Here is a 26,256-nt window from a genome sequence, read left to right on the forward strand (position 1 = left end):
GAAAAACCTTTGTATGATTGTAACCCAGATAAGCGTTACTCTAAATGTAACAAAGCCTAAAAAAGTAAAAATACAGAGATAAGAGATCATAATTAGGGGCAGATTCTCACCTTGCAAGGCTACAAACGAAAATACCAAAACACACATACAATACTACATATCCCAACAAGCTTTTTTAGTAACAGACTTGCGGTTATTTATGTGAGAAAAGCGCGTTACCTAGGCGAATGGAATTATAAAGTATATAGATTTAAAAACTTATAAAGAATTGTGGGCTGAATCTTGGGCTAGATTATCTCAAAAAATCATAAAATTATGTCTATTTTTATAAATAAACTTGACATTAAATGACTAAACTTATATAATGCCATATAACTTAAGATTATAAGGAGAGTATCATGAACATTTTTGAAAAACTCACAAACCAACTCAAAGAAACACTAGATAGTGCAGCAGCTCTTGCGCTCCATAACCAAAATCAAGAAATAAATATGGCACATATGTTTTGGGCATTACTCACAAATACCCAATCTGTGCTCAATCAAGCCCTAAATAAGCTCAATATCAATAAAGCTCCTATAGAACTAGAGGCACGTAGCGTAGCAGATAAGCTACCCAAATCTTCTAGCGTAGCAAAAGAGAATCTAAGCATATCAAAAAACCTTAGTGATGCACTTGCAAAGGCGCAAGGTGAGGCGACAAGAAATGGCGACTCTTATATTGCGGTAGATAACTTTATCATCGCCAATCTTACAGATTCTGTATATAAAGAAATTTTTGGCAAATATCTTGATAGCAGTGAGCTAAAAAAAACGCTTGAATCTATTCGTGCAGGGACAAAAATCACTGATCAAAATGATGATTCTAATTTTGAATCTCTTGAAAAATATGGTATTGATCTCACACAAAAAGCACTTAAAAATGCTATAGATCCCGTGATAGGGCGCGATGAAGAAATCACAGCAATGATGCAGATTCTAATTCGTAAAACCAAAAATAATCCTATCTTACTTGGAGAACCCGGAGTGGGAAAAACCGCTGCAGTGGAGGGTTTAGCTCAAAAAATCGTGGCAAAATCCGTACCTTTGTCTTTGCAAAATAAGCGTGTCATTGCCCTAGATATGAGTGCGCTCATCGCTGGAGCAAAATATCGCGGAGAATTTGAGGAGCGACTAAAAGCAGTTATTAATGAAGTCAAAAAAGCTGGAAATATCATACTTTTTATTGATGAGATTCACACAATTGTAGGAGCTGGAGCAAGCGAAGGTAGTATGGATGCCGCAAATATCCTAAAACCTGCCCTCGCACGTGGAGAACTCCATACTATAGGTGCAACAACGCTCAAGGAATACCGCAAGTATTTTGAAAAAGATGCCGCACTTACAAGGCGATTTCAACCCATCACGCTTAATGAGCCAAATACCAATGAAGCATTACAAATCTTGCGCGGTATTAAGCAAAAACTTGAAGCACATCATAATGTAAGCATTACAGATTCAGCACTTGTAGCGGCAGTTAAACTTTCTCAACGCTATATTCCTGATAGATTTTTGCCTGATAAAGCTATTGATCTCATTGATGAGGGTGCAGCCGAACTCAAAATGCAAATAGAATCTGAACCTTATGAGCTTAGTAAAATTAAGCGACAGATTCAAAGTCTTGAGGTAGAAAAACAAGCACTCAATATGGAAAAAGACAAAAACAATGCCACACGCTTGAAAGAAATTGAGCAATATTTGGCAAATTATAATGAAGAAAAACGCACTTTAGAGGGACAATTTGAAAATGAAAAAGAGGTATTTAGACAAATTGCAGAACTAAAAACGCAGCTAGATTCACTCCAAAGTCAATCAGAGATTGCCAAACGCAATGGGGATTATAATAAAGCTGCTGAAATTGATTATGGCAAAATCCCTCAAATCCAAGAAGAAGAGAAAAAACTCCAAGAAAAATGGGATACAATGCTAAAACAAGGCACATTGCTAAAAAATGCTGTAACAGAGGAAATTATAGCAGGTATTGTAAGTCGATGGACACAAATCCCTATCAAAAAAATGCTCCAAAGCCAAAAAGAGCGAATTTTGGGCATAGAAGATGAATTAGCAAAAAGTGTGGTAGGACAAGCAGAAGCGATACATGCTATTGCACGCGCTATTAAACGCAACAAGGCTGGATTAAGTGCGCCAAATCGCCCTATAGGAAGCTTTTTGTTTCTAGGACCTACAGGAGTTGGAAAAACACAAAGTGCTAAGAGTTTGGCGAATTTTCTCTTTGATAGCCCAAAAAATCTCGTGCGAATTGATATGAGTGAATACATGGAAAAACACTCTGTAAGTCGTCTCGTGGGTGCAGCACCAGGCTATGTAGGATATGAAGAAGGTGGTCAACTCACAGAAGCTATTAGACGCAAACCTTATAGTGTAGTGCTTTTTGATGAAATTGAAAAAGCACACCCTGATGTGTTTAATATCCTCTTGCAAGTGCTTGATGATGGACGATTAACAGACAATAAAGGTGTTGTGGTAGATTTTTCAAACACAATCATCATCCTTACAAGCAACATAGGGAGCGATAAGATTCTACAATTGCATGATAAAAGCGATCGTGAAAATGCGGTGCGTGATTTGCTAAAAGGCTACTTTAAACCGGAGTTTTTAAATAGACTTGATGATGTTGTGATCTTTAATCCACTAGAATTCAAAGATATTATGGGTATTGTGGATATTATGTTTGCACAAATTGCACAAGTCGCAGGACAAAAAGGTATCCAAATATCGCTAAGCGATGAGGCAAAAGCCTTTATCGCTAATGCAGGATTTGATCCTATCTATGGCGCTAGACCACTCAAACGCGCCCTTTATGAAGAGATAGAAGACAAACTTGCTGAACTTATCTTAGAAGACAAACTCAAAGAAGGTTCAAAAGTGCAATTTGTGCTTGAAAAAGATAGCGATAATCACGAATATATTCAAGCCATTTACTCATAGCTTAAGCTGTGGGTAAGGCTTAATAACACATATTGTATGATATAATACCCATAAATTTCACCATATAAGGCATAGGAATATCGGGCATAAGATTCTACTTTTGAGGTTTGTTAGTGCATTTGGTGTTTGATAAGAGAAGCAAAATCCTAAAGAAATCCATAAATTTATCATAAAATAACAAAGCCTCATAAAGCTTGTGTGCTAATAAGTGTGGTTTATGAAGTTTAAGATTTAAAGAAACTAAAACTTAATTACAAAACCTAAGGAAAATCTATGTGGCTAAGTATACGAAAGTATAGGCATTATATCTTTTCATTAGCAAGTATATATATCTTTGTGGGTTGTGGAGATTCCTCTATTCCACATACGCAAAATGCATTTACTCAAGCAAGCACGCATACCAGTGACACACATTCTTCTCAAAGCACTATAATCATAAGCTTTGTGGGAGATTGTGTATTGGGAGATTATAAAGGAAGTAGTGGTGCTACCTTTAATGCGAAATTTAAAGAAGTGGGCGAAGATTATAACTATTTTGGTAAAGGTGTGCTTGAGGTGCTAGGCAATGATGATCTTAGTGTAGGGAATCTTGAGGGTGTATTGACAGACAAAAATTTACACAATGCTTTTGTAAAGCCCTTTAGCTTCAAAGGTCCTAGTAAATATATCAATATCCTCAAAAATGCAAGTATTGAAAGCGTCAATATCGCCAATAATCACACACGAGACTATGGCACAGAAGGCTTTAGGGATACCATAGCTATTCTCACAAATGCAGATATTCCACACTTTGGCGAAGGCATACTTGATATACGAGAAATTAAAGGGCATAAATTTGGGTTTGCAGGACATCGCGGATGGAATCCAGACATAAAATATAGGGCAAAAAAAGAAGTAGAAGCATTGCGCGCCAAAGGAGCGGAGATTGTAATCTTTATCTTTCATTGGGGACAAGAGCGTCAACATATCGCCAATAAAACCCAAAGGGACATTGCCCATTATGTGATTGATAATGGTGCGGATCTCATCATCGGACATCATCCACATGTCCTCCAAGGCATAGAGGAATACAAAGGTAAAAAAATTGTATATAGTCTAGGAAATTTCATCTATGGTGGTGCAAAAAATCCAAAAGACAAAGATACGATGATTTATCAAGTGGAATTTAGATTTAATGATACAAAATCTGTACACACACTACAAAGAGATTCTGCACATAAAGCACAATATGTCTCAAACCTTAGTCCTATTGACGTATGGGAGGAACACAATGCAATTGTCATTCATCGTATTATCCCTGCAAACATTTCAAGCCAAAATGCCTATAACGACTATAGTCCTAGAATCTATCCAAAACAAAGCCAAGATTATGCACGCGTGATAAAAAGAGTGAGTGAATATAGCGAGGCACTAGAAAAATAACCTTAAAGGTTGTATTTAGGATTTTTTAGCACCAAAAGATTGCTACTAAGCAAGAGGGCTGCTTAGCAACTATAGGTAGTTAAAAATTCAAAAGGGTGTGGTCGCCCTTCCCAAGGCCAAATCTCTGTTTCAAATTTGTATTGTTTATAAGTTTGTATAAATTCTTCACTAAAAACACTACCCTCTTTAAGATATGCCTTATCCACAAGCATTTCTTCAATCGCATGGCGTAGTGTATGTGGTAATTGCTTAATGCCTTTTTCTCGAATCTCATCAAGGCTTAGTTCAAAGAGATTCATTTCCATTGGCTTACCTGGATCACTTTTTTGCTTAATCCCATCAAGCCCTGCCATTAAAAGTGCTGCAAATGCAAGATATGGATTACTAGAGCTATCTGGGAATCTAAATTCCATTCTCTTTGCCTTTTCTCCACTATTGTATGGGATACGAATACTTGCGCTGCGATTTTGTGCAGAATATGTAAGGATTGAAGGTGCTTCAAAACCTGGTATAAGGCGCTTATAGGAATTGGTGCTTGCATTTGTAAATGCCGCTAAAGCGCGTGCGTGTTTTAAAACACCACCTAAAAAATGTAATGCCAAATCACTCAAGCCCTCATAAGCATTACCTGCAAAAAGATTTTTGCCCTCTTTCCAAATACTAATATGTGTATGCATACCGCTACCATTATCATTATAGAGTGGTTTTGGCATAAATGTTGCTGTTTTGCCATTGAGGTGAGCAACCATTTTTACGACATATTTAAGCTTTTGGACATTATCGGCAGCTTCCAAAATGTCGCCAAATTTTACGCCTATCTCACCTTGTCCTTGTGCCACTTCATGATGCACGATAAATGTTTCTAGCCCCACTTGATTAAGCACTTTTACCATTTCAGCGCGAATATCTACCATAGAATCTACAGGTGCTACAGGCAAATATCCACCCTTTGTCCCAGGGCGATGTCCGATATTTACGCCCTCAAATTCCTTATCACGATTCCATTCTCCCTCTTCTGTATCAATCTCATAATATTGACAATTTACAGAATCTTTAATCTTGATAGAATCAAAGACAAAAAACTCATTTTCTGGTCCAAAATATGCCACATCACCGATTCCAGAATCTTTGAGATACTGCATAGCACGCTTTACAATGCTTCTTGGGCATTTTTCATAAGGTTGATTTTTATAAATATCCCACACATCACAAAACACTACCATTGTCGTATCAGCGGTAAATGGATCGATAAAATATCGCACAGGATCAGGAATAAGAATCATATCTGATTTATCGACAGGTTGCCAAGCTGGTGCTGAACTTCCATCAAAAGGTATACCCTCAAATATCTTTTCATCAACCGCACTTGCACTAAAAGCTATATGATTCCATACGCCCTTAATATCCGTGAATCGGAAATCTATGAATTCTACTTCATGAATTTTACATTCTTCAAAAAATTTAGCCACCGCTTGTTGATCGATTTGGATTTTATTCATTTTGAATTCCTTGCTCACAAAGATAAAATACTGCTGAGAACGGAATTATATGATTTTAGAACTTAAAATTCTCATAACCAATTTGCAACCTTAACTCTTAGCAAGCCCACCTAATGCAGTTTCTCTATATTTGTAATTTATATCTTTGCCAATTTCATGCTTCATCAAGCACGCTACCATATAGAATCTAATGTCTGTAAAGTCATGCCATATTTCATGCAGTGGTAAAAATTCTTTAAAGAATACATAATCAAATACAATATCTTTTTCCCACAAAGAGTGATTGTGTGTTCTTGTAGTGCATTATAAATGCTTAAGTCTTTTGCTTGTAATCCATTTAAAATTACTGCTTTATCGCTTAAATGCCCCTACCAGTAAGCCAAATAGAACCATAAAATGTAATTACAACCGCTATATTTCTGAAGGCAATTAATAACCTTGGTGCAAAATAAATTTCTAGCAAGCATTGCTCCAATCGTATGTGAAGAAGTGAGACCAACACCTTTTTAAAAATACTAAAGTTACTTGACATTACTCATGTCTAAAAACCATAGATAGTGGTAAGAATCGTTAGAATCCCTGTAATAAATACAAAAGCATCAAGGAATGGATTTTTAAACTTCTTAAGTTTAGATATACTCCAAATTGCAATAATTGGCATCAAAAATAAAATAACTGCAATAATAGGACCACCAAGCTTTTCAATAAAATCCAAGACACTAGGATCAAAATATGCAACCACAAGCATAATGATATACATTACAATGCCACTTGCTACAGAAATGACTTTAAGATTTGGATCCTCATTACCTGCAAGTTTGCAACATTTACGCACTATACCATATGCCCCCTCACGCGCACCAAAATAATGCCCAAAAAATGATGTCGTAATAGCCAAAAATGCAATTAAAGGAGCACCATATGCGATTAGAGGCTGATCTAATTTATTAGCAAAATACGAAAGCACAGGAATGTTTTGTTCCCTAGCATGCATAAGCTCATCAGAACTAAGACTTAAGACACATGAAAACACAAAAAACATCACAAACACAAGCAACAAGCTCGATGTTGAAAGCAAAATCTGATTAGACTTCACTTGTGCATATTGAGCACCATATTCTTGCTTAACACTAAGCGCAAATGTAGAAATAGCTGGAGAATGGTTAAAAGAAAAAACAAGCACAGGCAAGGTAAGCCATACAACGGTGAGAAACTCTTGCCAGCTAGGAACAAGAGACAAACTACCAAATGACCAATGAGGAATAAGATATACAGAAAAAGCAAAAAGAGCGATACACAAGGGATATACAAGCGATTCACACATTTTAGTAATGAATTTTTCGCTAAAAAGCATAATCCCCATAAAAGTACTCACGCCCAAAAACACCAATAATGCACGATATACAGGCATAATTTTATGGATAGACTGCCCTTTCTCATTGATGGAGCTAGTATAAATACTTTGGATACATTGCGCGATACTACTTTCATGAACTTCCCCATAAAGTGGTAGAATCTGATTATAAATAAAACTCTCAATCGTATTTGTTATCCCCACACAATATGCCAAGCAAATAGGAAAAATTGCAAAAAAATACAAGATTGAAATAAAAACACTCACTCCTCGCCCAAAATATTCCTCTGCAGCATGCGTAATGTCTTTATTGCCATCTGCTTGTGATACAAAAAGACTAAGCGCCCTGTGACTTAAGTACACCATAGGAAAAATCACGATACACATAACCACAATAGGCCAAAAACCACCGACCCCAGCTTTGATAGGTAAATACAAGATTCCAGCACCCACTGCAGTGCCAAAAAGCGAAAGCATCCAACGCGTATCAAAAGTATTCCGACTTAACTTCATTACCTCTCCTCTATATATTTTTGTATTTTAAGGTGTAGTAGTGTAGTAAATTTTTTATAAATCCCAAAGGGTGTATCAGTCATTTTACAATCATGAGAAAAAACTACACGCTAGAAACGCTGTATTTTATAGATTGTAATGCCCAAAAACAATAAAATTGTGTTACACTCCCAGTGGCTATGTGGTTATTAGGGCATATGGTATCTTATCGGCTATGTTTGGATTTTTAAGTGCGATTCCTATCATTTCTTTTGGAAGTATTTTGTTTATTGTATCGTATTTTCGGATATAAAAATTCTCTTTAGTGCCTTTGTGCTGTTGTGTTGGGCGAGATTGATATAGCTATGGTGGCATAACTGGATTATTTTTAGGCACAACATTTATCGGTGCTGGGGTTGCAGTAGCTAACATCCTCTTGCCTAGTTTTGTTAAGAAAAAATTTCCAAAACATACAACGACAATGATAGCACTTTATTCTTTTGCATTGAATCTCTCTTCAATTATGGGCATATGGCTTGTTTGCCCGTAACATATAGTATCGGTGTGTCTCATACTTTAGGATTTTGGCTTATTTTCAGTATCCTTGCTCTCATGTTATATTTTCCAAAAATACGCAACAATTGTATTTCAAGAGTAAAGACACGACCCAAACACACAAAAAGCCTTATGCGTGAAATAGGTGCGTAGAAAATTATAAAATCTTTATGGGCTTACAAAGATTTTTGACATATAGCACATTTGCGTGGCTTCCTGCGATTATTACACACAAAAACTATGGACTTGAATATGGCACTAAAGTGCTCTTATATTCACAATTTGTGTGTGCCTGTGGCGTTTTTTTGTCCTTTATTATTGGGTGTGTTACGTGAAAAACACAAAAACGTATATATGGCATTTTTGTGTAGCTTATATGTAATTGGGTATTTGTGTGTATTATTTGGTGAAAGCCAATGGACAATATATGTAGCAATTTTTTGTATAGGCACTCCTATGGGTGGAGTATTTGGTTTAATTTTATTATTTATTTCTCAAAAAAAAGTAATTCAGTTATGGTTACTACAAAGCTTTCTGCTATGGTCCAAGGATTTGGCTACCTCATAGTAGCAAGTGGTCCTTTTGCCATAGGGCTTTTATACGATCGTTTTGAGAGTTATACATATGGGATCATTATTAATGTTGTGTGTAGGGGTTGCATTAAATATCACTGGGATATTAGCACATAGACCCAAAATGATTGGCTAATGCTATTCAAAGCTCCCAAACCACTTGGCTATATCACTCCTAATAGTTTGTCGTAGCTGTATGGCAGCTATTGTAGTGTCGCTAGTGGCTTTTTGGAGGAGACTTAATGCACCATTGCGAAATTTACTAAGATAGGGGTGATCAATTTGTGCCCAATCCCCTAAAAAGACAATTTTACTTCCATCGCCTATTCTTGTCCCAATAAGCTTGATTGTCGCATTTGAGGCATTTTGAACTTCATCAAAAATCACAAATTTATTAGCAATCGTAATACCTCGCGCGTGTGCAATGTCTAAAACCTCAATATTATGTTTTTGTAAAAAATATTCTGTTGCCTCCATCTTCTCTATCGTTTTAACCTCGCCACGATATTCTATGCGTTTAGCTAAAGAACCTTGTTGAAGTTTATCAATCATACAATTTATGGCGCTATAGAGTGGATACATAAAATATCCAAGCTTTTGGCTTTCATCACCCTTACGGAATCCTAATTCTGCTTCTTTGTCGCTAGCAGTTACGGTATTGCGCAAATACATAATCCCCTCTACACTACCACTTTTAACCAAACTTAATCCCGCTTGTAGTGCAATGAGTGTTTTCCCACTACCAGTGGCACCTGTAACAATACTAATAAGATTTTTTGGATGTAAAAGCATAGCATAAAGCATTTTTTGCTCTAAATTTATGGGAATGATATAAGGTTTATGCTCCATGATAATCTCGTCAAAATCAGCAATTTCACACTTACCATCGACTTTTAAACCAAAGTGTTTTTTGCCAGTGCGATAGAGTGCAGAATCTGTATTATCTAATTCTATAAGCTCTAATAAACTCCAATTTTTTAACACCTGAAATTCTTTACTTGATTCAAAAGTGCTCAAACTCTCATCTTTGTGAATCTCAAAGGTATGCCAAAAATCTATATCTTGAGGATTCTCAACACGATCCCTAAAAAGTGATTGGGCATGTAAATTTTGCGTGAGGGCACGGATTTTTAGTGAAATATCATTAGTCAAAAGTATCAAATTATAGTCTTTGGCAATGGCTATGATTTTTGTATCATTAAAACTATGTTCTTGATGTGGTATGTCATAATGTGGGCGATAAATTAATATGATAGGTATCAAGTGTGTATCATACGAAAAATATATCTCTCGGATACAATCATTTTTGATCGGTGCTATTGTGGATTTAGAACATTCTGGTGTCTGTAGATTCCTAAAAAACTCTCGCACAAAATACCCCATTTCATTCATCAAATCCTTTTTTTTATCAAGTTCATCGATGATTGTATCAGAAAGAAAAAGAGTGTTTGCCCCGTCTTGATACAGATAGACAATGTTTTGAATATCATCTAAAATCACAGAGGTATCAAGCAAATATGATTTATTATTCAATTAGTAACCTTGTGCTAAAATCTCGCCCAAGATTGTAGCAAGTTTTGTCAAAAGATACAATCTCAAGACTTTTATTTACTAAGGAGAATCCAATGTCAGTAACATTTAAAGGAAATGCAGTAAGTTTAAATGGTAGAACTCTTAATGTAGGAGATAATGCACCAAAAGTTGAGCTTGTCGCTGGAGATTTGAGTGTCAAAAGCGTGGGTGGTGCAAGTGGTAAATTCCAAATTATTAATGTTGTGCCTTCACTTGATACGGGTGTATGTGCTACACAAACACGCACATTTAATCAAAAAGCAGCAAGTGTATCAAATACTGAAGTATTTGTAATTTCATTAGACTTACCTTTTGCACAAGGAAGATTCTGTAGCACAGAAGGTATCGACAAGGTTACAGCATTAAGCGACTTCAGAGCAAAAGCATTTGGTGAAGCATATGGAGTAGTTTTAGCAGGATCACCACTTGAAGGACTTCTAGCGCGCGCGGTATTTGTAGTCGATCCAGATGGTAAAATCGTATATAAAGAAATCGTTAGTGAAGTAACTAATGAACCAAATTATGATGCGGCTTTGGCAGCGGTAAAATAAATGCAAAATTTACAAGACATCGTAGCATTTATCGACGATTGTGGATTAGGTTTTTTAAGTACTAAGGGAACTTGTGGTAATCCACGAGTGCGCCCTGTGCAAAGTGTCATCTGCCACAATAACAGAATCTACTTTGCCACTGCTACAACAAAAAATTTCTACAAACATATCCAAAATCATTCGGGTATAGAGTATTGTGCTTGTAATCAAGATGGTAGCTTTTTGCGTTTGCGAGGAGAAGCAAGGATAGCACAACATCTTGATGTCAAAGAAGCGATGTTTGCCAAATATCCTATTGTGCAAGAAATATACAAGGAAGTTACAAATCCGAGTTTTGCAGTTTTTTATTTAGAAAATATTAGCGCACAACTCCAAAACCCACAGGGAGAGCGCACACTATTAAAGGTATGAATCTAAATCTTGGGTAGCTTACTCAAGCCCTCTCTCGCACTTTAGTATACTCAATTCTAGAAAGCCCTAGTATCAAAAATCCCAAGCTCATGACACCAATACAAAACAATAACAACAAAATACCAATCATAATCATAGATGTAGAACTATATACCTCCATAAATTTCACAAACAGATGCTCACTACTACTAAACACTGAAGTACTTACCAAAAACGGACTACCATTAAGAAAACCCACAAACATAAAAACAAATGCCACACATAACAATACAAACCCTACAACATAAATCACACAAAGTTTATAGCCGGTAATAAATGCTTTGATATTGGTTAAAAAGCCCATCTCTACGCTCATCTTATATTGTAAATACATATCTAAGATTAAAGTCACAACACCCCATAACGCTACAATACCCACAATCACATAAGCTTGAGTACTCAAAAACATTACATCATCAACCCCTATAAACCCAAGTGCAAAAGGTGCAAAAATCTGATAGCCAATACTTAACAAAATCATATATATACCATACCGAAACACAAATGTATTGGCAATCTTGCTAAAATGATAAAGCCCTACAAAAACAATCATAATACACACAAACCCAGCCAAAGCAGTAACAACACTTATAGATGGAAATACAATTGAGAGCAAACTTAAAATAATATATCCAAGAAACCCCCGATACATCATTTTCTTACTCTTTGCAAGAGTTGGACTTTCAGATATGCTAATAATCTCCATGTAAAACCTCCATATGTTATAAACACAAAACGCTCTTTGTTGTATTATAAAACAAGATTTCTTAAAGATATGGTGGCTTTAAAATCTAATATTGATGATAAGCAAATTTTTACTACATACTTTTATGTAAGCAAGGTTTTTACTCGCACAACACTATCACTTTGTGCAAGACTAAGGCGCACGATACTATCTTCTAAGCCTCCTAGCGAGTGTGGGACATTTGCTTGCAACGCAATCATATCAAGCGCCTCTAATACGAAGCGCTCCCCCTCTACCTCAAACCAAATTTTTCCCTTTAACACCTGCACGCTAATAGGAAATGGTGCTTTGTGCTCTTTCATCACGCCATCTTTTGCCATAAGAATCTGAATTTCTTTGGCAAAGGTATTTTGTGCTAATGGCGTAATTTTCACCTTTCCTTGCTCAAAATCTTGAGTATTCCAAGATATAGGCTTATTGATAGTATTCATACTTGCTCCTTAAAGATTCTAAGATTGTAGCGATGACCTAAAATCCATAGCGTAGGCTTATCCAATAGTTTCTACCTGGCAAATATACACCATACATATTTGAGTAATTGCTACTAACCGCAGTAATGTCGGCAAAATTTACATCAAAGAGGTTATTTACCACAGCGCTAAGTGTAAGTTCTTTTTGCAAATGAAAATTAAAACCTAAATCCACAATTGCATAATCTTTATAATATGTCCCATATAATGCCCGTGCTGCTGCTGCCTGACCATTATTACCTGTACTAATAGGAGTCATAAATTTACCTTGCACACGCACATAGGTATCAAAAAAGCTATTAGGCTTATAAGAAAGCTTTGTATTAAGCGTATGTTTAGAGAGGTAATTAACCGGTAAGCCCGTCTGTGCTCCAGAGAGTTGCTTACTATCAGCAAATGTATAGTTGATGTTAAATCCTATGCCATAGATTGGATTCATCTCAAAACTTGCTTCAAGCCCTCTTGTGAGTGCCTTATCTACATTTGTATACCATACACAAGTGCCATAGCCACATCGCTCACCATTAGGCAATACTTCGCCATTTGCCGCATTGGTGCCAGAGCTTCCAAAATTTTGTGCATAGACCTTGTCTCTAAAGTCTGTATAAAAGGCAGTCAATATAAAAAATCCGGGATTGACATCAAAAATCGTGCTTAGCTCATAATTCCAGCTTTTTTCGGCTTGTAGATTGGGATTGCCATAATACCCTGTTGAATTACTCTCATACAAAAACCCATTACCAAGTTGCGTAATGCTTGGGATTTTCATACCATTGGCAATACCTGCTTTGATAGTCCACCAAGAAGTCGGATTGACATTCACATAAAAGCGTGGGTTTGGCATGCCAGAATAGATATTAGAATAGTTATAGCGCAACCCAAGACTTGTAGAAACATATTCATTAAAGGTATATTCACCCTCTGCATAGGCTGCGGCTTGATGTTGGGTGAGTAATCCTCTAGTATCTCCATAGTTTTTGTATGTTTCATACATATAATACACACCACCATTTATCGCAAGTAACCCAGCTGTGTCAAAAAAATATTTTTTATGAAATTTTGAATCAAAGACATAATTTTGATTCTCTCGCATACTACTCCAATTTAAGATTCCAGAATCTGCCCCCACAACTACATCATTCGCGTGTGGAATCCTCCTAGTATTCATATATTGAAGGTATGTAGTAGTTTTACCCCAGTCATAATCCCCATCGTGATTTAAAATGACATTTGTTTTGGTGTTGGTGTTAAAAGCAGTTATTCGATTCTGCGAGGTATTTAAAGTACCACTTACACGATTCATATACTCTCCATCAAGATAGAAATTATTTTTGGCACTTGGTGAGTAATTTAGCCTCGCTCCAAGTGTCCAAGCACTATAACCTGTGGGAGAGTGTGTGGTATATGGATTTATCATTCTATTACTATTACCATTTGAAGTGAGCGGTATACTACTTGGGATAAAAAATAGATTCGCTCCAGAATCTTGATATTTCCCTCGCACACTTAATGAAAGTTTGTCTTTGACAATAGGCGTGGCAAGATACGCATTAATCCCCCACATATTCCCAAAGCTACCATATTTTCTATCTTGGGCATCGCTTTGCCAATTTGTATTATGCTCTTGGATTCTAGTCTCTAGCATAATGTTTGCTGTAATCTTATTGGGATTTTTCTTGGTAATGATATTTATTACACCACCCATCGCATCACTACCCCATACCACAGAAGCAGGACCACGCAAAACCTCGATACGCTCTATCATCGAAGTTGGTGGTATCATACCACTCATAAAACCATTAAATCCATTACTATGGAATCCAGAATTTACATTTTGTCGCTTACCATCTATAAGAATTAATACATAATCTGAACCTAAGCCACGCATAGAAATACTTGTATCACCGGTTTTGGTTGCACTCGCATCAACACCAGGGATATTTTGCACTGCATCACCCAAATCCCGAATAGGACGCGTGAGAATCTCTTCTTTTGGCACAACACTAATTGAAGCAGGAGCATCTTTAATCGTTTGCTTAAATCCTGTTGCTGTTGTTACTGAACGCAGTTGCACTCTATCATGCATTTCTTGATCGCTTTCCTCACTAGCTAAACCAAAATGTATAAATACCATACTTGCCAAAAATGCACTAGTTACATACCTATGGTACATAATCACTCCTTATGTAAAATTCTTTTTGAAAACTATTATGATAATGATTTTCAAAAAGAATTTTATTTTTAAAACCTTGAAATATTCTTAAATAAATAAGATTTATATACCAAAATATTATATGTGGCTAAAAAGAAACACCAAATCTTCTCTCATAACGCAGAATCTGACTAGCATTGCCCAATAACCCGCCACTATGGATAAATACCCATGGCTTTGCCAAATCCTCATTGCTAAAATATCCACGACATAAGGCACGCTCCAAAAGCACAAATCCCACACAATCATACAACAAATCAAACACAATACCCTGTAGCATGAGATTATGATACATAGCCCATATTTCCTTATGCAATGTCCCAAAGGCAAAATCTGCACACAACCTACGAGGAACTCCACCAATATCTCCAGCACAACACAATGCAACAAAATCCATATTGTAGCTGTATGTTTTTTGTGCTTGCAAAAAACTTCGCGCACTTACACCACTTCCAGCACTCATAAAGACAAGAATCTCATCACCATATGTCTTGCTTAATTCTTGCACCAAAGCATACATACCCCTCTGTGCCAACGCTTCACTCCCACCTTGTGGGATAAATAAACATGTGTGTGAATCTTTTTGTGCATACACTTTGTGCGCAAGAGTTTTAAGTTGCTCTACTCTACTTCCAGGTGGTGCAAACACATATTGCACATTGTGTGAAAGCCCAAAAGCATAATTTCCCATAGGATTATCATACAAAAATTTCGGTGGCGTTGGCGTGATGTAATACAATGCTTTATTATGTGCATACGCAATTGCACCTAAAGCTTGCATAGCATTAGATTGATTGCCCCCAAAACTTACAATGCTCTCAAAATCACAATACAATAACTCTAAAAATTTTCGCGCTTTGTTGCCATTAAAGCCTGTGATTCCAAAATCCAATAAATCATCGCGTTTGATAAAAATCTCTTTGCCACCCAAGATAATGCGATCTTTTGGTGATTGTGCCATAGAGTGGCAAAAGCCTGTCATTTCCCTAGACAAAATGCCCCAAACATCGCATCAAGCATTTGTGTGTATTCATATGGTCGGCTAATAGCGCTAATTGCCTTGATACATTCATTGATATGAAAAGAAAATAGCTCCAATTCCCCACTTTCTAGCTTTAATGCTGCTTGGTTTAGCGCATCGATTGTGTCTGTAATTTGTGCAATTTGATAACTTGAACTTAACACCAAAGCATCGTGCTTTTGCTCATTATCTAGCACATGCCCAATAGCATCAAGAATCTTATGTGGATTTAGATGAGTAAATGCCTCATCTTTGCCACATTTACTTGAGATTTCAATCACTTCTGAACTCGCTTGATGTGGTAGGGCGTGAAGAGTTTGTACAAGTAAGGCTTGAGATTGTGTATCAAGGGCTTTTAGCATATCGCATTTGTTAAGCACCATAAGCACCTGTGCCTCTTTTTGGGCTTGCAACATCTCTAATATCGCATAATCCTCTGAATCTAATGCCCTAGAAGCATCAAAAAGCGCGATAATGATATTACTTTGCTCCATAGCTGCAATGCTACGCTCTATGCCGATTTGCTCAATTGCATCATCGCTATGATGTATCCCAGCCGTGTCGATTAAACGCACAAGCGTGCCGTGTATATACAAACTCTCTTCTATAGTATCGCGTGTCGTCCCAGCTATGGGCGAAATGATAGCACGATCAAAAGCTAGAAGTGCATTTAATAACGAACTTTTGCCCACATTTGGCTTACCAACTATACAAAGCCTAAAACCCTCCACAAGCCCTACTCTGTGTATAGAATCCTGATACACAACCTGCAATGTATGAGAGAGTGCCTGCAACTTTTGTTGCATAGCTAAGCTTGTGTCTTCATCTAAATCTTCACTATAATCGATATTTGCCTCACTATAAGCAAGAAGTTCGATGAGCTGATCACGCACTTTATGGACAAATGTGCTTACCTCACCTTGTAGCTGACGCACTAAAATTTGTGTCGCAGAAGCGCTTTGTGCGTTGATAATTCCCGCAATAGCTTGAGCTTGTGCCAAATCAATACGCCCATTTAAAAAAGCGCGCTTGGTAAATTCTCCACTACGCGCACACACTGCACCAAGTTCCAAAGCCCTCTCTATTACAAGCCTTGCACACACCGCACCACCATGACAATGAATCTCACAAATATCCTCACCGCTATAGCTTTTTGGTGCCTGAAAATATAACAAAATCGCTTGATCTATGGGATTAGAAGCATTATCATACACATAACTAAGCGTCGCATGGCGTGGTATAAGGGTAGTGCGTTTAGAAAGTGTGAGTGTAATCTCTAGCGCACGTGCACCACTTAGGCGCACGATAGCTATAGCCCCAACTCCAGAAGCTGTAGAAATACCTACAATTGTAGAATCTAACTGCATTAGAGAGGTTTAAAATCGTTGATAATGATGTATCGTTGTCCTTCCTCATTAAGGCGAAAAGAAATATACTTATGAGGGAAAATCACGCGCAATTTACCAAGCGCAATGTATGCAAGCACTCCATCTAGGACTTTTGTTTGTGCCTTGCCTTCAGTGCGCACAATTCGAATAATGACATCTAAATACGCATCAATCATTTGCTCTTGATTGCGCAAAAACTCTGCAATCTCTAAACGCACGCCATAACCATATTTGGGGTGAATCCAATTAAACAATAAATACGAGATTGCCTTGTAACGATAGCCTCTCTCTCCGATAAGTAATGCACAATCAGGACCATCAAGCGTGATAGCAACCACATTTTCCTTATACGGCTCGACATTGATTGAATCTATCGCAAAAGGTAGATAGCTAAAAAGCTCTATGACTTCTGCCTTAATCTCATCAAAAATTTCTTGAGGATATGATGTGTATGCAAGATTTTTGTGATTTCTGTCGCTATTTGTGGAAAGTTTAGCATACGATTCAAATGCATAAGCAGATTCCAAATCCTGTTCTGGTGGTGTCGTATGTTGTCGTCTATGTCCTAGATTCTGTGTGCGTGTGGGCTTTGATTGCAATCCCTCTCCCCAAATATTCTCTTCTTGTGTATAAGTGTTTTTGGTGGGTTTTTCAAATTTTTCTTGTGAGGTGTGCTGTATCTTTTTTTCATCAACAATAATAATCGCATCTTTGCGACCTATACCCAAAATCCCATTACTAGGGTTTTGAACGATCTCATACTCCAAATCCACAACCGAACAATGCAATTCCTCCGAAGCTTTTAAGAGGGCATCTTGGAGTGTTTTGGCTACGATTTTTTTCATTTTTTACCTCCCTTATGCTCTTTGAAATGATTTTGTGCATGGTGTTGTGCAATTTGTGCTTGTTTTTTACGCTCTAGCATAGCATTAATGGACATTTGTTGAATGATTGAAAAAATATTATTTATTGTCCAATAAAGCACTAATCCTGCAGGGAATGGGAAAATGATAAAAAATATCATAAAAAACCATGGCAACATTTTGAAGATTTTTTCCTGCATAGGATCGGCAAAGTTTGAAGGGGTAAGGCGTTGGGAAACATACATACTCACACCCATAAGCACCGGAAGCACAAAGTATGGATCAATAGCCGAAAGGTCATTAATCCAAAAAATCCAAGCCGAATTTTTAAGCTCAATGGCATTATAAAGCACACGATAAATGGCAAAAAATACCGGAATCTGCAAAAGCAATGGCAAACAACCACCAAGCGGATTTGCTCCATGCTTTTTGTAAAGCTCCATCATATGCATTTGTAGCTTTTGGGGATCACCTTTATAGCGCTCTTGAATCTCTTTCATTTTTGGCGCTAGATCCTTAAGTTTTTGCATAGACACCATACCCTTATAGCTTAGTGGATACAAAATCACACGAACAATAAGTGTCAAAAGCACGATTGACCAACCCCAATTCCCACACACATCATATAGCCATGCTAAAAGCCAAAATACCCAACGTGCGAAAAATGTGATCATACCATATTCCACCACATCAGTAAGATTTGGGTTAATAGATTCTAAGATTTTAAAATCCTTTGGTCCGATATATCCTTGTAATACACTCTCACCACTAGATCGCACATATGGCATAGGATTTTTACTCCCATCAGAATCTAGACTCATATACAATCCTTTGGCAACATCAGGTGTAAATAACAAAGTTGTATAATACCTATCGACACTCGCAACAAAACTTGCCTTAGGAAAGTCCTTGCGCTCACCATCGCCATCTTCTATTTTTTGGATTGATCCATCTTCTTTTTTGAGTAGCACACCCCTAAAGACATATGTGTCTTTGTCTCCCATAGGACGCATACCATTGCTAATGAAATACTCAAGATTTGGATTGCTCACCTCTATACGCACATCATATGAGAGATTGCGATAAAAAGTCAAAGTTTTTGTGATACGCACATCGCCAAGATCTTGAGTGAGCACAATATTTTGCGATTCTCCATTAAACACGATGCGATTGCCTTGATTTGAAGTTTTTTCTAGCACATATGGTGTATTGTAAGCTTTTTTGTTAATTGCCACATCACTAAAGCGCATTTCAAGAGGTTTTAACTCCAAATCCCCAAAAAGTGGTAATTTTTCAATATGTTCTTTTTTGCTACTACCAAAACCCAGCCATGATCCCACGATACTAAAGAGACTTTCTTGTTCATCATGCGTGAATTTTTTGTCCTTAAGTGAAACTTGTCGGACACGCCCTAATGCGTCTATTTCTATCTCAAAATCTGCAGATTCAATAATGGCAATAAGAGAATCTTTGATTGCAAGATTATGTGTGGTAGCTTGTTGCAATATGTCTTTAGTATTTGGTGCTCGGCTCGCACTTATAGGCGATACAGAATCTACCGAAGTATGTTGAGTAGCTACTGGGGCTTGTGTATTTGGTTGCTTAGGTGGGAAAAGATACATATATATGCCAAAAAAAGCGATGCTTAACACCACCACAAGCATAATACGCCCTAATGGCGTATTGTCGTTGTTGTGTTGATTTGGGTTTGGATAATACATGGCAATGCCTTTAAAAAGATTTGATTATAACAAACAAACATCGTATTTGTTTTGGGTAAGAAATTGTAACCAAAAACAAAGGATTTTTATAGGGTATGAGCCAATATTTGATAGTTTTTTGCTTTTGTGTGGGAAAGTATAACCTTAGTGTTAAAGACATTGTAGGATAGTCAATACCACCTTTATGAAGTGAATTGCAAGACAAAACACGCACACAAGATTTATACAATGCCACAAAAGGTCTATCAAAATCAAAAAGCCACAACGCATAATGTGAGCAAGTCGGATAGAATCTACATTGTCGCCCCAAAAAGATTGAGAAGCTTTTTTGATACGCTATGATAGCAAAACGTACCAATGCACTAAGAATTCTACGCATACACTCTACTTACTATATTTTGGGGCTTTTTGTATGTGTATTTGAGTGCTTTTTGGCACATTGTGGCAAAATCCGCATAAGAGAGATCTTTAATCCCAATCTTTGGCACAAACACAAGACAAAGCCCCTTAAAGCTTTCATCTTGACACAATGCACGCATTCTCCGCTTATAAAGATTGCGTTTGGGTGCACACCCAATCTTTTTTGATACACTCAATCCTAAATATACATCAGCCTTGCGAGATTGTATATCTTGATAAATTCTAAAAGCTTTTTGGGAAATTTTGGGAGTTAATTGCTTGGGTAATAAAATGTAAAGGCTAAAGTATGGAGTATCAAAGCGAGATCCATTTCTAAAGATACAATCAAACTCACGCTTATTCTTTAGAGAATCTATCCTCAATGCTCGCATATAAATATTTACACACTAAGTCGTTTTCTACCCTTAGCACGTCTTGCGTTAATTACTCGGCGTCCATTTTTTGTTTTCATTCTTACACGAAATCCGTGAGTGCGTTTCTTTGGGGTATTATGTGGTTGATATGTTCTTTTCATTGTTGTGTCCTTTTGCTAACTTAAAGCTTGGAATTCTTCCAAAAAAATACTTAAAAAAAGGTTATTTAATCCCAAGCTCTTTGCTTAAATCCACAATCGCTTGGAGATTCTTATCGGCTTTTGTTATGACACGAAATTCCACCCTACGAGACTTATCATCATTTTCTAATGGCTTGGCAAAACTTAAGCCATTTGCACGCAAAACCTCTATAAGCCAATGCTTTTGTGAATCTATGTTTTTTTGATTAAAGCAATACTTTAGCACCTCAAATGCCCTAGCTTGTGAAAGTTCTGCATTGCCAAGGTACCTATCTTCTAACGTAGTGGCGCTTTGCCAGCCACTTGAAGTATGCCCCTCTATGCGAATCTCTTCGATATTTGTTTGATATTTTGGAAGTGAAAGGATACGTACATAGCGAGGGAAAAAGTCATCTAAAATATCCTTAAATCTTTGTTTTACATATCTATCGCCCGTGTCAAAAAGCACTTCAGGCTCTCTAAATCGTATAGTATTATCTGTATCAATCTGTGCGTCCCAACGCGCCAAGTCTTTAGAAAATTCTTTTTGTAAATCTACATAAAGTTCTGCCTGTAGATTTGAATAATGTTGGGCAATAGATCGCATTTTATCATTCATTTGGCTAAGTGTCTTGTTTTGTTGGTTTAGCATTTCTTGATCTTTTTGCGAAAGCAGCATAAAAGAAATCATAATAAGCAAAAAAATCATCATAATCCCTGCCATCATATCAGAGATGCTAATCCAATGATTATGTGAGGATTGTCTATCCATAACCTAACGCCTTGTGCCAATAAGTTCTTTGATACGCTCTAAAAACCATTCATAGTTTTGCCAAAAACTATCCACACTCTCACTCATTGCTTTATCAAGATTGCGTAGTGAATCTTGCATATCTTGAGAGAGTGTAGCATTATCTTGCAATGCACGACGCATATGTTGCCCTAGATTCTCATACAAACTATGCAAATGCGTAACATTTTGTGTAATATCGCCTTGGGTTTGATTCATAAAATGCATAATCTGCTTTTGGAAGTTCCCAAATTCTGTAAGGATTTGTGTGCTTGTATCTTTAGGGATACGTACAGATTCTTTGCTTAGTTTTTGGAGCACCTTGAGATATTCTAACGTAAGGGATTTGATATAGGTATGTGCTTGTTGATACTGCGTCTGTAAGTTTTCAGCAAGATGTTTGCTTAGTTCAAGACTTTGATTTTTAGCCCCCTCAATCCCTTGTGTCAGAGAATCTATGCCCTCACGATAGAGTTGTAAATCCGCATTCAAGGCAGTATGCAATGCCTTTTGGTGTTGTTCTTGCATACCTAAAAGTTGAGTAGAAAATGTCTCTATGATAGTTTTGTGCTGTGTGCTAATCTCATCTTTTAGTGTCCTAAAGTCTTCCAGATTCTGTGTATGCAATGCCTTAGCCCCTTGCGCAAAGTTTTCGATCTGTCCCAAGAGCAATTCCAAACCCTCTTTAGCCTCATTCCCAAAAGTTTGTATAAGTGTATGCGTAGATTGTGTGAGTGAGACAAATTCTGCTTGTAAGATTTGCAGACATTCTTTAAGGGTGGATTCTATATTTTGTGTGCTATGTGCGATTATATCCTTGCTAAAGGCTTTGAGATTTGAGAAATTATCTTGAGCTAGTTGTGTGAGCGAATCCCTATGTATTTGTAGTTGAGAATCTAATGTATGCGTATGTGAATCTATACTTTCTTTCAGATACTCTGCACTCTGGGTGATATGTGTTTGCAAAGTACCACTAAGTCCCTTGCTATATTCCGCTATGTTTTCTACAAGAGTGCTAATGTATTGTTTGGCTGTTTGGCTACCCTCTTTGGCAACAACAAAAAATGTCTGAAGATTTTGTAAGCACTGCTTAGAATCCCCCTCCAAACTCGCGATAGTTTCAAGATGCGTCGCCAAATTTTTTTGTATAGATTCAAAAGACTGCATAAGACGCAATGTATTTACATAAAATTCTTGCACTTGGGTATTTTGCTCTGTAATTTTTTCTAGATTCATAGCTGTGTGTGAAAGTGCGTCTTTAGCATTATCAAGCGATTGCTGTGTGCTCATCAAAAGCGCCTTACTTTCTTGCACAAAGTCTTTATACTCTTCTTGCCATTGCAAAAGCTTTACAACCGCACTATTTAGTTCCTTAAAATTCTCCCCAAATTGATCTTGTAAATTTGTATTAAAATCCTTAATCACAGATTCTAAAGCCCTGATAAGTTCTTGCGAAGCACCCTTGGCAAGTTGTGAAACCGCCTCTTGAAGCGTATGATTTATAAGAGAAAATTGAGACTGCATAAGGGCATTATTACGCTCATACAAACTATGAATATCTTGTGTGCTAGGCAATGTCTGTATATGTGTCAAAAGCTGTGGCAAAGTATGCAAATGCGTAAAATGCTGTGCTTGTTTGGCTAAATATTCTAGGTTACTCTCTTCACCGCTTTTTAATGGTGTGCGTTTTTGCAAAATCGCTAAAATAATTGCCAATCCCATACCCAAAATTGATGTATAAAATGCAGTCTTTAAACCATTAAGCAACAAAGGCACAGAATTTTCTAAATGTGTAGTATCAAAACCCCAAAGCCCCACAAAGATTCCCACAAAAGTCCCCAAAACCCCTGTGCTCATAATAATAGATTTCAAATCCCTATGGATTCCGCCTACATAGCTTTTATAATCCCACACACAAAGCGCAATCATAAAAACACTAAAGACAATATTGACACCAAAAATCACTGCTTGCATTCTATTTCCTTACATTCTTAGTGATACAAATTCCACCCTTAGCCCATTAAGCAATCTTATTCCTTGTTTGGAGGAAGTTTTTGCGTAACAACATACACATTTTCAAAACCAAGCATTTGCAAAAGCGCACTTACTTCCAAAAAATGCTCTAATCCGCTTTCTCTATCGCCCTTTATGACAATCTGTGTGTGCTTGGGCGTTTTTTCTAGCCATGCTTTGAGTGCTTGTGAATCTAGCTGTTTATTATGCACAAAATATTGCCCTTGCTTATTGATGACAATCATTTCTTCTTGTATCTGTGCTTCTTCACCAGATTGCACACCATCTTCTAGCTTAGGAATCTCTACCTCAATGCGACTGTGTTGCACAAAACTTGCACTTGTAAGCACGATAACAAGCAATACAAGCATAATATCAATAAATGGGATAAGGTTTAGAGAATCAATTTTTTTCATACTCTTACCCTAAATATCATAATTACTTGGAGAATGTATCGTAGGATTATGCGCGATATCCCATTGCGTGAGAATCACCTCCGTCTTGCGAAGCAAAAAATTATAAAACACGATTGAAGGTATCGCCACAAAAAGCCCTGCTGCCGTTGTTTTAAGCGCCAAAGAAAGCCCAGACATAATAGCTTGCGTATCCACAAGTGAGTTACTACCAATCTCTACAAAAGTTACCATTATCCCAAACACCGTCCCCAAAAGCCCAATATATGGTGCATTTGATCCAATAGTTGCGATAAGAGTAAGTCGCTTATGAAGTGCCAACTCTAAAACTCTCTTATCCCCAAAGGCACGCACATTGATAGTTCTAAAAAACAAATATCGTTCTATGGCTACACCAAGCACGATAACACTTAAAAATAACAAAAATCCAAGCACACCATAATCAACTACTGCACGCATTTACAATCCTTTCAAAGCATTTTTTACGCTACTTTGTGCCTCTTTTTTAAGTTCTTTTTGTTTGAGAGATTCACGCTTATCATAAAGCTTTTTTCCTCTGGCCAATGCAATTTCAAGCTTAATGATATTTTTGTGATTAAAATATATACTAAGTGGCACGATTGCTAGACTCTGTGTAGCGACTTTACCAAACCATTTATCAATCTGACGCCTATGTAATAAAAGTTTTCTTGTCCGCCTTTCATTTGGGCGAAAATGCGTATTTGTATGCGTGAGTGCGCTAAAATGCGCATTAAACAAAAATGCTTCACCTTTCATAATCCGCACAAAGCTATCCTTTAGATTAACTGCTAAAGCTCTTGCTGCTTTCACTTCACTTCCCAAAAGCACAATCCCCACCTCCAAAGTCTCTAGAATTTCATAATCAAAATACGCCTTTTTGTGCTTGTTGATGGGTTTGTAAGCATTGTTTTCTCGTGAGTGCACCCTCTATCCTTGAAACTTATCTTTTGTCCATTATATCTTAAATTTAACATTTTTAGATTTTGCATATTTGGCATGTGCTTTAAGCGTTTTGCAAAAAAAAAAAAAATAGAATGTCATACTCTAAAGATCGTTAATTGCACAAAGGAACGCCATGAGAAATCTTATTAAAAAATTATACAGAAAAATACTTCCCCTACATTGGCGAAAATTATTCTATAAATATCGCCACAAAGACACAATCGGTTATCAACGATGGTGCGATAATACTATTCCCAATGTCCTTGATCGTTATATTGCACTTACCACCCCAACACGCGATAGGGAAACACAAAAAAGCTCTTAAAGGATAATCTGCGCATAATCGAGATAGAAATCTCTTCATTTTGTAATCGCACTTGTTGGTTTTGCCCAAACTCCATCGTAGATAGAAAGAAAAAAATCGAGTTTCCAGAATCTGTCTTTTTACGATGTATTGATGATCTTGCTGAGATTGGGTATGAGGGAGATCTCAATTTTCATCGCTTTAATGAAACACTAGCAGACAAAGATCTTATCCTAAGGCGTCTTTCACAAGCTAGATCCAAACTCCCCAAAGCACAACTCGGAATATTTAGCAATGGTGACTATCTCACACGCCAATATCTTGATGAGCTTAAAAATGCTGGTATGAGCTATATGGTTATGAGTTATTATCTCAAAAAAGGTGAAAACTTTGATAAAAACAAGGTGCTCAAACCAGCGATGCAAAAAATGGCACAAAAACTCAATCTCAAATACGAAGTAACCATAGACACACCACAAGAATATGGCGTAACTTTTAAATATCCTGGGGTGGACTATATCTTATATCGCTGTTGGAATCCTGATGCAAGCGGTTTTGATAGAGGCGGTGTCATCAAGAAGTTTAGCCAAAGAGAAACCAAAATCCGTGATTATGGGTGCCATTTTCCATTACAAAGCATCTATATTGATTACAACTGCCTCACGATGCCTTGTTGCCATCTACGAAGTGATATAGATTCACACAAAGATTTGATCCTAGGTGATGTTTCCAAACAAGATCTGTTTAGTCTCTTTAGTAGCCCAAAATACATACAAATACGTCAACTTCTCACACCAAATACACAAAAATGCGGACCTTGTGCAACCTGCACCGCTAATGTAAATCTATCTAATTGGTTCAAAGCCTAGTTTAGTATTTTTAAGGCTGTGCTATATCAAAATACTTCATCTCAAAGAATTCACAAAGCACAGCCAATCCCCACCTCC

General features: G+C 37.0%; 25 protein-coding genes and 2 pseudogenes. 8 read left to right on the plus strand and 19 right to left on the minus strand.

What is annotated here, in order from left to right:
* Positions 1 to 398: 398 nt before the first annotated feature.
* Positions 399 to 2,987, plus strand: a complete 2,589-nt coding sequence (locus C6H22_RS06190; protein WP_104694457.1) for an ATP-dependent Clp protease ATP-binding subunit — start codon at positions 399 to 401, stop codon at positions 2,985 to 2,987.
* A 273-nt stretch (positions 2,988 to 3,260) separates the two neighbouring features.
* A complete protein-coding gene (locus tag C6H22_RS06195) occupies positions 3,261 to 4,409 on the plus strand; it encodes a CapA family protein (protein ID WP_104694458.1) in 1,149 nt (382 codons plus the stop codon).
* Positions 4,410 to 4,471: 62 nt separating this feature from the next.
* On the opposite strand, the gene glnA is transcribed toward C6H22_RS06195, so the two are convergent.
* The 3 genes and pseudogenes from glnA to C6H22_RS06210 all read right to left on the minus strand — a co-directional run bounded on the left by glnA (position 4,472) and on the right by C6H22_RS06210 (position 7,775).
* Entirely contained in the window at positions 4,472 to 5,908 is a 1,437-nt protein-coding gene (gene glnA / locus C6H22_RS06200; protein WP_104694459.1) for a type I glutamate--ammonia ligase, read from the minus strand.
* Positions 5,909 to 6,121: 213 nt separating this feature from the next.
* Positions 6,122 to 6,440: pseudogene (locus tag C6H22_RS09185) on the minus strand (serine dehydratase beta chain); the annotation flags it as partial.
* 9 nt (positions 6,441 to 6,449) lie between these two features.
* The gene (locus C6H22_RS06210) at positions 6,450 to 7,775 is read right to left on the minus strand and encodes an aromatic amino acid transport family protein (protein ID WP_104694461.1); all 1,326 of its coding nucleotides are present in this window, start codon (positions 7,773 to 7,775) and stop codon (positions 6,450 to 6,452) included.
* A 1,049-nt stretch (positions 7,776 to 8,824) separates the two neighbouring features.
* Here C6H22_RS06210 and C6H22_RS08655 point away from each other — a divergent pair.
* A complete protein-coding gene (locus C6H22_RS08655) occupies positions 8,825 to 8,998 on the plus strand; it encodes a hypothetical protein (protein WP_158654646.1) in 174 nt (57 codons plus the stop codon).
* Positions 8,999 to 9,019: 21 nt separating this feature from the next.
* Here C6H22_RS08655 and C6H22_RS06220 read toward each other — a convergent pair whose 3' ends face one another.
* Entirely contained in the window at positions 9,020 to 10,414 is a 1,395-nt protein-coding gene (locus C6H22_RS06220) for a PhoH family protein (RefSeq protein WP_104694463.1), read from the minus strand.
* A 92-nt stretch (positions 10,415 to 10,506) separates the two neighbouring features.
* Here C6H22_RS06220 and tpx point away from each other — a divergent pair, with 92 nt between their 5' ends.
* A complete protein-coding gene (gene tpx / locus C6H22_RS06225; RefSeq protein WP_104694464.1) occupies positions 10,507 to 11,004 on the plus strand; it encodes a thiol peroxidase in 498 nt (165 codons plus the stop codon).
* Positions 11,005 to 11,415: a pyridoxamine 5'-phosphate oxidase family protein gene (locus C6H22_RS06230; RefSeq protein WP_104694465.1), complete on the plus strand. Its 411-nt coding sequence runs from the start codon at positions 11,005 to 11,007 to the stop codon at positions 11,413 to 11,415.
* 22 nt (positions 11,416 to 11,437) lie between these two features.
* Here C6H22_RS06230 and C6H22_RS06235 read toward each other — a convergent pair whose 3' ends face one another.
* The 15 genes from C6H22_RS06235 to smpB all read right to left on the minus strand — a co-directional run bounded on the left by C6H22_RS06235 (position 11,438) and on the right by smpB (position 24,987).
* The gene (locus C6H22_RS06235) at positions 11,438 to 12,160 is read right to left on the minus strand and encodes a hypothetical protein (RefSeq protein WP_104694466.1); all 723 of its coding nucleotides are present in this window, start codon (positions 12,158 to 12,160) and stop codon (positions 11,438 to 11,440) included.
* A 122-nt stretch (positions 12,161 to 12,282) separates the two neighbouring features.
* On the minus strand, positions 12,283 to 12,630 hold the full coding sequence (locus C6H22_RS06240) for a cupin domain-containing protein (RefSeq protein WP_104694467.1): 348 nt from the start codon (positions 12,628 to 12,630) through the stop codon (positions 12,283 to 12,285).
* Positions 12,631 to 12,667: 37 nt separating this feature from the next.
* Positions 12,668 to 14,842 carry a TonB-dependent receptor domain-containing protein gene (locus C6H22_RS06245; protein ID WP_104694468.1) on the minus strand — a complete coding sequence of 725 codons (2,175 nt, stop codon included), beginning with the start codon at positions 14,840 to 14,842 and terminating at the stop codon, positions 12,668 to 12,670.
* A 127-nt stretch (positions 14,843 to 14,969) separates the two neighbouring features.
* Positions 14,970 to 15,863, minus strand: a complete 894-nt coding sequence (locus C6H22_RS06250; RefSeq protein WP_104694469.1) for a 1-aminocyclopropane-1-carboxylate deaminase — start codon at positions 15,861 to 15,863, stop codon at positions 14,970 to 14,972.
* The gene (gene mnmE / locus C6H22_RS06255) at positions 15,860 to 17,269 is read right to left on the minus strand and encodes a tRNA uridine-5-carboxymethylaminomethyl(34) synthesis GTPase MnmE (protein ID WP_104694470.1); all 1,410 of its coding nucleotides are present in this window, start codon (positions 17,267 to 17,269) and stop codon (positions 15,860 to 15,862) included. The genes C6H22_RS06250 and mnmE overlap by 4 nt, the downstream gene beginning before the upstream one ends.
* Complete coding sequence (locus tag C6H22_RS06260; RefSeq protein WP_104694471.1) at positions 17,269 to 18,135, minus strand: Jag N-terminal domain-containing protein; 867 nt, start codon at positions 18,133 to 18,135, stop codon at positions 17,269 to 17,271. The genes mnmE and C6H22_RS06260 overlap by 1 nt, the downstream gene beginning before the upstream one ends.
* The gene (yidC, locus tag C6H22_RS06265; protein ID WP_104694472.1) at positions 18,132 to 19,874 is read right to left on the minus strand and encodes a membrane protein insertase YidC; all 1,743 of its coding nucleotides are present in this window, start codon (positions 19,872 to 19,874) and stop codon (positions 18,132 to 18,134) included. Before yidC ends, C6H22_RS06260 begins: the two co-directional genes overlap by 4 nt.
* Before the next feature lie 10 nt (positions 19,875 to 19,884).
* On the minus strand, positions 19,885 to 20,253 hold the full coding sequence (gene yidD / locus C6H22_RS06270; RefSeq protein ID WP_104694473.1) for a membrane protein insertion efficiency factor YidD: 369 nt from the start codon (positions 20,251 to 20,253) through the stop codon (positions 19,885 to 19,887).
* The gene (gene rnpA, locus C6H22_RS06275; RefSeq protein ID WP_104694474.1) at positions 20,246 to 20,665 is read right to left on the minus strand and encodes a ribonuclease P protein component; all 420 of its coding nucleotides are present in this window, start codon (positions 20,663 to 20,665) and stop codon (positions 20,246 to 20,248) included. Before rnpA ends, yidD begins: the two co-directional genes overlap by 8 nt.
* Before the next feature lie 8 nt (positions 20,666 to 20,673).
* Positions 20,674 to 20,808, minus strand: coding sequence for a 50S ribosomal protein L34 (rpmH, locus tag C6H22_RS06280; RefSeq protein WP_023946862.1), 135 nt, complete (start codon positions 20,806 to 20,808; stop codon positions 20,674 to 20,676).
* A 61-nt stretch (positions 20,809 to 20,869) separates the two neighbouring features.
* Positions 20,870 to 21,598, minus strand: coding sequence for an OmpA family protein (locus C6H22_RS06285; RefSeq protein WP_104694475.1), 729 nt, complete (start codon positions 21,596 to 21,598; stop codon positions 20,870 to 20,872).
* Between the two features lie 3 nt (positions 21,599 to 21,601).
* Positions 21,602 to 23,590: a coiled-coil domain-containing protein gene (locus C6H22_RS06290; RefSeq protein ID WP_104694476.1), complete on the minus strand. Its 1,989-nt coding sequence runs from the start codon at positions 23,588 to 23,590 to the stop codon at positions 21,602 to 21,604.
* A 56-nt stretch (positions 23,591 to 23,646) separates the two neighbouring features.
* Positions 23,647 to 24,045 (minus strand): ExbD/TolR family protein, encoded by a 399-nt coding sequence (locus C6H22_RS06295; protein WP_104694477.1) that lies wholly within the window; start codon positions 24,043 to 24,045, stop codon positions 23,647 to 23,649.
* Positions 24,046 to 24,054: 9 nt separating this feature from the next.
* Positions 24,055 to 24,501, minus strand: a complete 447-nt coding sequence (gene exbB, locus C6H22_RS06300) for a TonB-system energizer ExbB (RefSeq protein ID WP_104694478.1) — start codon at positions 24,499 to 24,501, stop codon at positions 24,055 to 24,057.
* The gene (smpB, locus tag C6H22_RS06305) at positions 24,502 to 24,987 is read right to left on the minus strand and encodes an SsrA-binding protein SmpB (protein ID WP_104694479.1); all 486 of its coding nucleotides are present in this window, start codon (positions 24,985 to 24,987) and stop codon (positions 24,502 to 24,504) included. It abuts the gene before it with no gap.
* A gap of 151 nt (positions 24,988 to 25,138) precedes the next feature.
* Here smpB and C6H22_RS06310 point away from each other — a divergent pair, with 151 nt between their 5' ends.
* The 3 genes and pseudogenes from C6H22_RS06310 (at position 25,139) to C6H22_RS09195 (ending at position 26,178) form a co-directional block, all read left to right on the plus strand.
* On the plus strand, positions 25,139 to 25,330 hold the full coding sequence (locus C6H22_RS06310; RefSeq protein WP_104694480.1) for a hypothetical protein: 192 nt from the start codon (positions 25,139 to 25,141) through the stop codon (positions 25,328 to 25,330).
* A gap of 74 nt (positions 25,331 to 25,404) precedes the next feature.
* Positions 25,405 to 25,611 (plus strand): annotated as a pseudogene (locus C6H22_RS09190) (radical SAM/SPASM domain-containing protein); the annotation flags it as partial.
* Positions 25,612 to 25,653: 42 nt separating this feature from the next.
* Positions 25,654 to 26,178 carry an SPASM domain-containing protein gene (locus C6H22_RS09195; RefSeq protein ID WP_104694481.1) on the plus strand — a complete coding sequence of 175 codons (525 nt, stop codon included), beginning with the start codon at positions 25,654 to 25,656 and terminating at the stop codon, positions 26,176 to 26,178.
* Positions 26,179 to 26,256 lie beyond the last annotated feature (78 nt).

The sequence above is a fragment of the Helicobacter equorum genome (assembly GCF_900198655.1).
Lineage (GTDB): Bacteria > Campylobacterota > Campylobacteria > Campylobacterales > Helicobacteraceae > Helicobacter_F > Helicobacter_F equorum.

Excerpts from the sequence above, each read along its gene's own strand:
- C6H22_RS06295 (WP_104694477.1), bottom strand. The coding sequence starts at position 24,045 with ATGAAAAAAATTGATTCTCTAAACCTTATCCCATTTATTGATATTATG.
- yidC (WP_104694472.1), bottom strand. The coding sequence starts at position 19,874 with ATGTATTATCCAAACCCAAATCAACACAACAACGACAATACGCCATTA.
- C6H22_RS06235 (WP_104694466.1), bottom strand. The coding sequence starts at position 12,160 with ATGGAGATTATTAGCATATCTGAAAGTCCAACTCTTGCAAAGAGTAAG.
- C6H22_RS06245 (WP_104694468.1), bottom strand. The coding sequence starts at position 14,842 with ATGTACCATAGGTATGTAACTAGTGCATTTTTGGCAAGTATGGTATTT.
- mnmE (WP_104694470.1), bottom strand. The coding sequence starts at position 17,269 with ATGCAGTTAGATTCTACAATTGTAGGTATTTCTACAGCTTCTGGAGTT.
- tpx (WP_104694464.1), top strand. The coding sequence starts at position 10,507 with ATGTCAGTAACATTTAAAGGAAATGCAGTAAGTTTAAATGGTAGAACT.
- C6H22_RS06230 (WP_104694465.1), top strand. The coding sequence starts at position 11,005 with ATGCAAAATTTACAAGACATCGTAGCATTTATCGACGATTGTGGATTA.
- C6H22_RS06250 (WP_104694469.1), bottom strand. The coding sequence starts at position 15,863 with ATGACAGGCTTTTGCCACTCTATGGCACAATCACCAAAAGATCGCATT.
- C6H22_RS06190 (WP_104694457.1), top strand. The coding sequence starts at position 399 with ATGAACATTTTTGAAAAACTCACAAACCAACTCAAAGAAACACTAGAT.
- C6H22_RS06210 (WP_104694461.1), bottom strand. The coding sequence starts at position 7,775 with ATGAAGTTAAGTCGGAATACTTTTGATACGCGTTGGATGCTTTCGCTT.
- C6H22_RS06195 (WP_104694458.1), top strand. The coding sequence starts at position 3,261 with ATGTGGCTAAGTATACGAAAGTATAGGCATTATATCTTTTCATTAGCA.
- C6H22_RS06290 (WP_104694476.1), bottom strand. The coding sequence starts at position 23,590 with ATGCAAGCAGTGATTTTTGGTGTCAATATTGTCTTTAGTGTTTTTATG.
- C6H22_RS06285 (WP_104694475.1), bottom strand. The coding sequence starts at position 21,598 with ATGGATAGACAATCCTCACATAATCATTGGATTAGCATCTCTGATATG.
- C6H22_RS06260 (WP_104694471.1), bottom strand. The coding sequence starts at position 18,135 with ATGAAAAAAATCGTAGCCAAAACACTCCAAGATGCCCTCTTAAAAGCT.
- C6H22_RS08655 (WP_158654646.1), top strand. The coding sequence starts at position 8,825 with ATGGTTACTACAAAGCTTTCTGCTATGGTCCAAGGATTTGGCTACCTC.
- rpmH (WP_023946862.1), bottom strand. The coding sequence starts at position 20,808 with ATGAAAAGAACATATCAACCACATAATACCCCAAAGAAACGCACTCAC.
- C6H22_RS09195 (WP_104694481.1), top strand. The coding sequence starts at position 25,654 with ATGAGCTATATGGTTATGAGTTATTATCTCAAAAAAGGTGAAAACTTT.
- exbB (WP_104694478.1), bottom strand. The coding sequence starts at position 24,501 with ATGCGTGCAGTAGTTGATTATGGTGTGCTTGGATTTTTGTTATTTTTA.
- C6H22_RS06240 (WP_104694467.1), bottom strand. The coding sequence starts at position 12,630 with ATGAATACTATCAATAAGCCTATATCTTGGAATACTCAAGATTTTGAG.
- glnA (WP_104694459.1), bottom strand. The coding sequence starts at position 5,908 with ATGAATAAAATCCAAATCGATCAACAAGCGGTGGCTAAATTTTTTGAA.
- rnpA (WP_104694474.1), bottom strand. The coding sequence starts at position 20,665 with ATGCGAGCATTGAGGATAGATTCTCTAAAGAATAAGCGTGAGTTTGAT.
- C6H22_RS06310 (WP_104694480.1), top strand. The coding sequence starts at position 25,139 with ATGAGAAATCTTATTAAAAAATTATACAGAAAAATACTTCCCCTACAT.
- yidD (WP_104694473.1), bottom strand. The coding sequence starts at position 20,253 with ATGCGTAGAATTCTTAGTGCATTGGTACGTTTTGCTATCATAGCGTAT.